The 9,371-nt window shown below is 72.2% G+C and carries 8 protein-coding genes; 7 read left to right on the top strand and 1 reads right to left on the bottom strand.

Annotation, left to right across the window (positions count from 1 at the left end):
* Window positions 1-54: 54 nt before the first annotated feature.
* Window positions 55-1,131 carry an alpha/beta hydrolase gene (locus ACFV1W_RS08855; protein WP_380414431.1) on the bottom strand — a complete coding sequence of 359 codons (1,077 nt, stop codon included), beginning with the start codon at window positions 1,129-1,131 and terminating at the stop codon, window positions 55-57.
* Between the two features lie 361 nt (window positions 1,132-1,492).
* Here ACFV1W_RS08855 and ACFV1W_RS08850 point away from each other — a divergent pair, with 361 nt between their 5' ends.
* From ACFV1W_RS08850 to ACFV1W_RS08820, 7 genes are all read left to right on the top strand, one after another.
* Window positions 1,493-2,512: a sugar ABC transporter substrate-binding protein gene (locus ACFV1W_RS08850; protein WP_380414429.1), complete on the top strand. Its 1,020-nt coding sequence runs from the start codon at window positions 1,493-1,495 to the stop codon at window positions 2,510-2,512.
* On the top strand, window positions 2,509-3,549 hold the full coding sequence (locus ACFV1W_RS08845; RefSeq protein ID WP_380414427.1) for an ABC transporter permease: 1,041 nt from the start codon (window positions 2,509-2,511) through the stop codon (window positions 3,547-3,549). Before ACFV1W_RS08850 ends, ACFV1W_RS08845 begins: the two co-directional genes overlap by 4 nt.
* Entirely contained in the window at window positions 3,546-4,421 is an 876-nt protein-coding gene (locus tag ACFV1W_RS08840) for an ATP-binding cassette domain-containing protein (protein ID WP_380414425.1), read from the top strand. The genes ACFV1W_RS08845 and ACFV1W_RS08840 overlap by 4 nt, the downstream gene beginning before the upstream one ends.
* Window positions 4,418-5,524, top strand: coding sequence for an ROK family glucokinase (locus ACFV1W_RS08835; RefSeq protein ID WP_380414424.1), 1,107 nt, complete (start codon window positions 4,418-4,420; stop codon window positions 5,522-5,524). The genes ACFV1W_RS08840 and ACFV1W_RS08835 overlap by 4 nt, the downstream gene beginning before the upstream one ends.
* A gap of 285 nt (window positions 5,525-5,809) precedes the next feature.
* Window positions 5,810-7,603 (top strand): gamma-glutamyltransferase, encoded by a 1,794-nt coding sequence (gene ggt / locus ACFV1W_RS08830; protein WP_380414422.1) that lies wholly within the window; start codon window positions 5,810-5,812, stop codon window positions 7,601-7,603.
* Window positions 7,604-7,737: 134 nt separating this feature from the next.
* Window positions 7,738-8,541, top strand: coding sequence for an exodeoxyribonuclease III (locus tag ACFV1W_RS08825; protein ID WP_380414421.1), 804 nt, complete (start codon window positions 7,738-7,740; stop codon window positions 8,539-8,541).
* Between the two features lie 186 nt (window positions 8,542-8,727).
* The gene (locus tag ACFV1W_RS08820) at window positions 8,728-9,315 is read left to right on the top strand and encodes a hypothetical protein (protein WP_380414419.1); all 588 of its coding nucleotides are present in this window, start codon (window positions 8,728-8,730) and stop codon (window positions 9,313-9,315) included.
* The last annotated feature ends 56 nt before the right edge of the window (window positions 9,316-9,371 follow it).

Raw genomic sequence — 9,371 nt, 5'->3', positions numbered from 1 at the left:
CAGGGCCCTCGGCCGTGACGGTCGGTCACCCCACCGGTCGGTCGTGACGGTCGGTCACTGCGCCGGGATGATTCCGGTCAGCCACTCGAAGGCGCTCGGGACCATCTTCTTCCACATCTCGGTGGTGTGCGGGCCGGTGCTCTCCTCGACCTGGACCTTGGTCGGCTCCTTGGCCACGGCGGCGACCGCCTGGCCGTCCTCGTAGCCGTCACCCTTGGCGCCGCTGACCAGCAGGGCGACCTTCGGCGGCTGCTGGGCGGTCTTGAGGATGTTGACCGGGTTGTTGGCCTCGCGCAGCTTCGGGTCCTTGCCGACCAGCGAGTCCGGCTCGACTCCGGGGTCGTTGTAACCGGACATCGCGATGCCGGCCCGGTAGCGGTTGGGGTGGGCCAGCGACAGCTTGGCCGCGCAGTGGGCGCCGGCCGAGTAGCCCGCGATCGCCCAGCGGTCCGCGGACGGGTCGGCGCGGAAGTTGTCCATCACCATCTGCGGGACGTCGCGGGTGATCCAGGCGTCCGCGTTGATCTTGCCGGGGATGTCGGTGCAGCCCGCGTCCTGGTGGCTGCCCAGCAGCAGGGTGCGGGGCGAGACCAGGATGAACGGCGCGACCTTGCCCTGCTGCATCAGCGGCTTGAGCTGCTCGGAGACCTTGAGCGTGCCGTACCAGGTGGAGGAGGAGCCCGGGTAGCCCGGGATCAACTCGACCACCGGGAACTTCTTGTCCTTGAACGCCGGGTCGTTGTACTGCGGCGGCAGCCAGACCAGCACCTCGCCGTCGACGCCGGACACCTGGCCCTTGAGCTCGGTCTTCTGGACGTCGCCGGGCACCGCCGGGTCGTTCACCCCGCCGAACTTCTGCAGCACCTTCGGGGTCTGCTTGGCGGCTTCGCCGGCCTGGCCGTTGCCCGCCGGGTCCACCGGCGGCACCGAGGGCACCGCGCGGACGTGGTCGCCGGTGCCGAGCAGGTCGTCCCAGTTGCCGTAGATCAGGTTCGCGTTGTTCACCATCACGAAGACCATCAGCACGGCCGTGACCTGGCAGAACATGATCATGACGATCCGGGACAGGGTGCGCACCGGCTGGGGGCCGCGCACCTTCCCCCAGAACAGCAGCGCCACTGTGATGGACACCGGCACAAGAATGACGGTGAGGATGAAGAATGGCGTACCTGTCAGTTCCATCGAGTTCTCGTATCCGGGTCGCTCGCCGCCCGGGCCCCAGTCGCCCGAACGCACGTCAATGGCATCAGACGGCTGAGAACCGATGATCGGTTGCCGTCCGAATCTGTGCGGAACCTGAGAGGAACATCACGTTTCCGGGCTGTTCCCGCTTCGGGTCGGCGCCTAGTCTGTCACCCGGACGGCGGTGCTCCGGACCAGATGTTCAGCGAACTTCCAGGAAGGTCCCCCGGGGCACCTTACCGCCCGGCCCGTCCGTGCCGCCGGGCGAGGCGGTGCGATCCCGCGCGACCGGGCCAGAGAGACTATGGGGATGAGCACTACCCGCTTTCGCCCGTCCCGCCGCTTCTGGCCCGTGTGCGCCGTCCTGGCCCTCGCGGTCACCGCGGCCGGTTGCAGCAGTACCGGAGGCAGACGCGCCGAGGAGGCCCGCGCCAAGGCCGTGGCCGCCGGTGGCAGCGCCGTCACCACCCCGCGCTGGAAGGTCGCCATGGTGACCCACGCCGGCGCCGGGGACGCCTTCTGGGACAGCGTGCGCAAGGGCGCCGAGCAGGCCGCCGCCAAGGACAACATCACCTTCCTGTACTCCAACGACGCGCAGACCCAGAACCAGGTCCAGCTCGTCCAGGCCGCGATCGACCAGAAGGTCGACGGCCTGCTCGTCACCCTCGCCAAGGGCGACGCGATGGCCGATGTGCTCGGCAAGGCCAAGGCGGCCGGCATCCCGGTGATCACGATCAACTCCGGTCAGGAGTTCTCCGCGAAGTTCGGTGCACTGACCCACATCGGTCAGGACGAGTCCGCGGCCGGTCAGGCAGCCGGGGCGGAGCTGGCCTCGCGAGGCCGCAAGAACGTGCTGTGCGTGATCCACGAGCAGGGCAACGTCGGCCAGGAGGAGCGCTGCTCCGGCGCCCAGTCCAAGGCCGGCGGCGGCTTCCAGGTGCTCTACGTGAACGGCGTCGACATGCCCGACGCCCGGGCGGCGATCTCCGCCAAGCTCCAGGCCGACCCCTCCGTCGACACCGTGCTCACCCTCTCCGGCCCGATGGCCGCCACCGGGCTGCAGGCCGTCCAGGACGCCCACCGCAGCGTCGAGCTGGACACCTTCGACCTGGGACCGCAGGTGGTGGCCGGGCTCAAGTCCGGCAGCGTCGGCTTCGCCGTCGACCAGCAGCCCTACCTCCAGGGCTACGAGGGCGTCGACCTGCTGTGGCTGTACAAGTCCAACCTGGACATGCTCGGCGGCGGCAAGCCCGTCGCGACCGGCCCGCAGATCCTGACCAAGGACAACGCCGACGCGCTCGCCGAGTACGTCGCGAGGGGGACCAGGTGAGCGCCTCCACCACCCCCGACCTGCTCGTCCAGGACCGCCCGGCGGCCCTGCGGCGGCTCCTCGCCCGCCCCGAGCTCGGCTCGCTGATCGCTGCCGTCGCGGTGTTCGCGGTCTTCGCCGCCGCGGCGGAGCCCTTCCTGCGGGTCTCCTCGCTGGGCACCGTCCTCTACGCGGCCTCCACCATCGGGATCATGGCCGTGCCGGTCTCGCTGCTGATGATCGGCGGCGAGTTCGACCTGTCGGCCGGCGTGCTGGTCACCACCGCCGCGCTGACCTCCTCGATGGTCTCCTACCAGTTCACCGCCGTCACCTGGGTCGGCGTCCTGGTCTCGCTGGCGACCGCGCTGGCGATCGGCTGGTTCAACGGCTGGATGCTCGGCCGCACGAAGCTGCCCAGCTTCATCGTCACCCTGGGCACCTTCCTGATGCTGACCGGCGCCAACCTCGGCGTCACCAAGGCCGTCTCCGGGACGGTCTCCACCAAGTCGATCGCGGACATGCAGGGGTTCGAGACCTGCCGCCTGCTGTTCGCCTCCGAGGTGAACATCGGCGGCCTGGCGATCAAGGCCACCGTCTGGTGGTGGCTCGGCCTGCTCGTGGTCGGCAGCTGGGTGCTGCTGCGCACCCGCTTCGGCAACTGGATCTTCGCCGTCGGCGGCGACGCGGCCGCCGCCCGCGCGGTCGGCGTGCCGGTCGCCCGGACGAAGACCGTGCTCTACCTGGGCGTCGGCTTCGGCGCCTGGGTGCTCGGACAGCACCTGCTGTTCTCCTTCGACACCGTGCAGTCCGGCGAGGGCGTCGGCAACGAGCTGATCTACATCGTCGCGGCCGTCATCGGCGGCTGCCTGATCACCGGCGGCTACGGCTCGGTGGTCGGCTCCGCGCTGGGCGCGCTGATCTTCGGCATGGCCGGCAAGGGGATCATCTACGCCCAGTGGAACCCGGACTGGTTCAAGTTCTTCCTCGGCGCGATGCTGCTGCTGGCCGCGCTGCTCAACGCGTACGTCAAGCGCCGGGCCGAACGGGGACCGCGATGAACGACGAACTCACCCCGGGCGGCGAGCTCCTCTCCCTGGTCGGCGTCGGCAAGACCTACGGGACGGTCCGGGCGCTGCAGGACGTCTCGCTGACCCTGCGGGCCGGCGAGATCAGCTGTGTGCTCGGTGACAACGGGGCCGGCAAGTCCACCCTGATCAAGATCATCGCGGGCTTGCACCAGCACGACGAGGGCACCTACACCGTCGGCGGCGAGGAGGTCCGGCTGGACTCCCCGCGCCAGGCTCTGGACCTCGGCATCGCCACCGTCTACCAGGACCTCGCCGTCGTCCCGCTGATGCCGGTGTGGCGCAACTTCTTCCTCGGCTCCGAACGGGGCATGCGCCGCTGGGGCGGCCTGCGGCTGGACTCCGACGGCATGCGCGCCACCACCCGCGAGGCGCTCGCGCGGATGGGCATCGACCTGCACGACGTCGACCGGCCGATCGGCACCCTCTCCGGCGGGCAGCGCCAGTGCGTGGCGATCGCCCGCGCCGTGCACTTCGGCGCCAAGGTGCTGATCCTGGACGAGCCGACCGCCGCGCTCGGCGTCAAGCAGTCCGGGGTGGTGCTCAAGTACGTCACCGCGGCTCGCGACGCCGGGCTCGGGGTCGTCCTGATCACCCACAACCCGCACCACGCCTACCTCGTCGGCGACCACTTCACCCTGCTCAAGCGGGGGCGGATGGCCGGCAGCCACCCGCGCGCCGAGATCGGCCTGGAACAGCTCACCACCGAGATGGCCGGTGGCTCCGACCTCGCCGAGCTCTCGCACGAGCTGGCCCGGCCGTCCACCGCCGAGCCCCTCGATTCCCCCGTTCTGCGTGAGACCCGTGAGACCCGCGAGACCCGTGAGGAGCGTCCGCAGCCGTGACCAGCCCCCAAGGCACCACCCGGCCGGCCGTCCTGCCCACCCTGCTCGGCCTCGGCCCGCGGGCCGAACGCCGCCGCCGCGCCCTGCCGGCGGGGATACTGCGGCTGCCCACCATCGGCGTCGACATCGGCGGCACCAAGGTGGTCGCGGGGGTCGTCGACGGTGAGGGGAAGGTGCTGGAGAAGCTGCGCACCGACACCCCGCACAAGAGCAAGAGCGCCAAGGTCGTCGAGGACGTCATCGTCGAGCTGGTGCTCCAGCTCGCCGACCGGCACGACGTCCACGCGGTCGGCGTCGGCGCGGCCGGCTGGGTCGACGCCGACCGCTCCCGGGTGCTCTTCGCCCCGCACCTCAACTGGCGCAACGAACCGCTCCAGCAGGCGCTCAGCGAGCGGCTGCGCTTCCCGGTGATCGTGGAGAACGACGCCAACGCCGCCGCCTGGGCCGAGTGGCGCTTCGGCGCCGGGCGCGGCGAGGACCACATGGTGATGCTCACCCTGGGCACCGGCATCGGCGGCGCGGTCGTCCGGGACGGCTACGTGGACCGCGGGAAGTACGGCCTGGCGGGCGAGTTCGGGCACATGCAGGTGGTGCCCGGCGGGCACCGCTGCCCGTGCGGCAACCGCGGCTGCTGGGAGCAGTACTCGTCCGGCAACGCGCTGGTGCGGGACGCCCGCGAACTGGTCGCCGAGGAGTCCCCGGTGGTGCAGCCGCTGCTCGCCCGCGCCGGGGGGACGGTCGAGGGGATCACCGGCCCGCTGGTCACCGAGGCCGCCCAGGACGGCGACCCGACCGCCGTCGAGCTGCTCTACGAGGTCGGCACCTGGCTCGGCGTCGGCATCGCCAACCTCGCCGCAGGCCTCGACCCCGGACGCTTCGTCATCGGCGGCGGAGTCTCCGAGGCCGGCGACCTCCTCCTCGGCCCGGCCCGGGACACCTTCCGCCGCACCCTGACCGGCCGCGGCTTCCGGCCCGAGGCCGCCATCGTCCACGCCGCCCTCGGCAACGAGGCCGGCCTCGTCGGCGCGGCCGACCTGGCCCGCCAGGTGGCGCGGCGGTTCCGCACCATCAAGCGGCGGCGGGTGGAGCGCAGCGCGCTGTAGCGGGGGTGCGGCCGGGGGCGGCCGACGGCTGACGGCTGACCACTTTCGGAAGACAGGTTTCAGCGAACAGATGACGTCATCTGTTCGCTGAAACCTGTCAGTCGTCAGCTGTCAGTCGTCAGCTGTCAGCTGTCAGTCGTCGGCCTCGGCTGCCGCCCGTCGGCCTCCTGAAGTGCCCGGTCCTGTCGTCAGGTCAACTACCCATGGGTAGAAGTGCGGTGTGGTTGTCGGATTACCGCTCCTGTGGAACAACTGGTGAGTTGACGTCGACTCAGGAGGACTCGGATGAGGGCTCTGACCCGTCTCGCGCCACCACTGTTGCTCGCCACCGCACTGGTCTGGGCCACCACCGGACCCGCCGGGGCCGCGGCGCCGCCGCCGAAGGTGCCGGAGGCGGTGGGGTGGGGCGGGGCGGTGGCGTCCGCGGACGCCGACGCCACCGCCGCCGGGATCGAGGTGCTGCGCAAGGGCGGGAACGCGGTGGACGCGGCGGTGGCCGTGGCCGCGGCGCTCGGGGTGACCGAGCCGTACTCGTCCGGGATCGGCGGCGGCGGGTACTTCGTCTACTACGACCACGCCACCGGACGGGTGCACACCATCGACGGCCGGGAGGTGGCCGGCCGCACCGCCGACAGCGGGCTGTTCCTGGAGGACGGCAAGCCCCTCGCCTTCGCCGACGCCGTCACCAGCGGCCTGTCCGTCGGCGTCCCCGGCACCCCCGCCACGTGGGACTCCGCGCTGCGCCAGTGGGGCACCCGCTCGCTCGCCCAGACCCTGGAACCCGCCGAGCGGATCGCCGAGAACGGCTTCGTCGTCGACGACACCTTCCGCGGCCAGACCGCCGGCAACTACGACCGGTTCAAGGACTTCCCGGCCACCGCCAAGCTCTACCTGCCGAACGGCAAGCCCCCGGAGGTCGGCTCCGTCCTGCGCAACCCGGACCTCGCCGCGACGTACGAGCTGCTCGCCAAGGACGGCGTGAAGGCCTTCTACCAGGGCGAGTTGGCCAAGGACATCGTCAACACCCTGCAGCACCCGCCGGTCGACCCGGCCTCGGGCCGCAACGCCCGGCCGGGGAAGGTCGACACCGCCGACCTGGCCGCCTACCAGGTCCGCCGCCAGGCGCCCACCCACGTGGCCTACCGCGACTACGACGTCTACTCGATCGCCCCCTCCAGCTCCGGCGGCACCACCGTCGGCGAGGCGCTCAACATCCTGGAGGACGGCGACCTCTCGGACTACAGCAGCACGCAGTACTACCACCACTTCCTGGAGGCCTCGCGGATCGCCTTCGCCGACCGCAACCGCTGGGTCGGTGACCCGGCCTTCAGCGACGTCCCCACCAAGCAGTTGCTCTCCGAGCGCTACGCCGCCTCCCGGGCCTGCCTGATCAGCCCCGACCGGGCCCTCACCAGCCCGCTCGCCCCCGGCGACCCGCGCCACCCGGCCGACTGCGCCGACACCGGCCAGGGCGTCGCCGAGCCCTACGAGGGCCCCAACACCACGCACCTCACGGTGGCGGACCGCTGGGGCAACATCGTCTCCTACACCCTCACCATCGAGCAGACCGGCGGCAGCGGCATCACCGTCCCCGGTCGGGGCTTCCTGCTCAACAACGAGCTGACCGACTTCGACTTCGCACCGCTCACCGCCGGCGTCCCCGACCCGAACCTGCCCGGTCCGGGCAAGCGGCCGCGCTCCTCGATGTCCCCGACCGTCGTCCTGCGCGACGGCGAGCCGCTGCTGGCCACCGGCAGCCCCGGCGGCGCGACCATCGTCACCACCACCCTCCAGGTCCTGCTCGGGCGCCTCGACCGGGGGCTGAGCCTGGAACAGGCCATCGCCGCGCCGCGCGCCAGCCAGCGCAACTCCGCCGTCACCCAGGCCGAGCCGGGCTTCCTGGCACTGCCGGAACGGGCCGAGCTGGAGGCCCTCGGGCACAAGTTCACCAACGGCGGCGAGATCGGTGCCGCCACCGGCGTGGAACGGCTGCCGGACGGCCGCTGGGTCGCCGCCGCCGAACCGGTGCGGCGCGGCGGAGGCTCGGCCGCTGTGGTGCGGCCCGCGGCCTCGCGCTGACCCGTGCGGACGCCCGCCCGGGCGCCTGACCGGGCCGGGTTGTCAGTGCCGGACGGTATGTTCGGGGTGGGCCTCCCTCCGGGGGCGCGCCCACCCCGTCCGCACCGACCGAACCACCGGGAAGGCCGCCCGCCGTGACCGTCCGCATCGCCACCTGGAACATCAACTCCGTCACCGCGCGGCTGCCCAAGCTCCTGGAGTGGCTGGAGAGCGCCAAGCCCGACGTGCTCTGCCTCCAGGAGCTCAAGTGCGCGGCCGACGCCTTCCCGTACGAGCAGGTCCGCGAGCTCGGCTACGAGACGGCCGCGCACGGCACCGGCCGCTGGAACGGCGTCGCGATCGTCTCCCGGCTCGGCCTGGAGGACGTCGTGCGCGATCTGCCCGGCCAGCCCGGCTACCTGGCCGACGGCGCGCTGCTGCCCGACGTCGAACCGCGCGCCGTCGCCGCCACCTGCGGCCCCGTCCGGGTCTGGTCGGTCTACGTGCCCAACGGCCGTGAGGTCGACCACGCCCACTTCCGCTACAAGCTGGAGTGGCTGGAGGCGCTGCGCAAGGCCGCCACCGAGGACGCGGCCGGCCCGCGCCCCTTCGCCGTCCTCGGCGACTTCAACATCGCCCCCACCGACGAGGACGTCTTCGACGTCGCCGCCTTCGAGGGCCTCACCCACGTGACCCCGGTCGAGCGCGCCGCCCTGGAGGCCCTCGGCGAGATCGGCCTGCACGACGTGGTGCCGCGCCCGCTGAAGTACGACCGCCCCTACACCTACTGGGACTACCGCCAGCTGGCCTTCCCGAAGAACCGGGGCATGCGGATCGACCTCACCTACGCCAACAAGCCCTTCGTCGACGCCGTCACCGACAGCTACGTGGACCGCGAGGCCCGCAAGGGCAAGGGCACCTCGGACCACGCCCCGGTCGTGGTGGACCTCGACCTCTGAGGGGGCAGGGCTCCGCGCCGATGGTCACGATCGGTCACGATGCGCGACGGGCCGTCGCTCGAACGGTCCTGAGCGGTGGCCGGGCCCGGAGCCCCTGCCTACCGTCGGTGAATGACCGGGTGCAGTTGAAACACCACGTGGACATGGGAGTCCCCGGCTGTGCCCGAGAATCCCGGAGGTTCCGGCATGCGCCCCATGCGTACGGCCGCCGCCGCTCTGATCGGCGCGACGGTGCTGACCGGTCTGACGGCCCCCCTCGCGGCAGCCCGGGACGGCGCGGCCTCGGTCAGCCCGTCCCAGGCCGCACCGGGCCAGACCGTGACGGTCGCGGTCTCCTGTGAGAAGTCGGACAGGCCCGACGCCAAGACCATCACGGCCCACTCCGCCGCCTTCGAGGGCGGCCCCGCGACCCTCACCCTGGGAGCCGACGGCAAGCACACCGGCTCCGCCCGGCTGGCCTCCCAGCACAACGGCAACAGCAAGGTCGACGGCACCTGCCCGGACGGCGGCGCCTTCTCCACCAGCGTCACCGTCACCACCGTCGCTGCCTCCGGCCCCGACAAGGGCCTCGGCGACTGGGGCAAGGCGGCCGGGGAGTGGGCCGGCTCGCTCGGCCAGTCCGGCGCCGGCAGCCAGCAGGTCGCCCCGCACGGCGCGGTGGAGACCGGCCTCGGCGGCTCGGTCGCGGCGGACCCCGCCGAGCTGGCCGGAGGGCTGGCGCTGGTCGCGGGCGGCCTCGGCGGCTTCTGGCTGCTCCGGAGGCGCAGTGGCTGACGGCCCCGCTCCCTCCGCGCCCGCGCGTCGCGCCGCCGGACCCTGACGGGACCGGC

Source organism: Kitasatospora sp. NPDC059648, assembly GCF_042734825.1.
GTDB lineage: Bacteria > Actinomycetota > Actinomycetes > Streptomycetales > Streptomycetaceae > Kitasatospora.
Note: the sequence above shows the minus strand (reverse complement) of the source record. Positions and strands in the feature narration are given on the sequence as shown.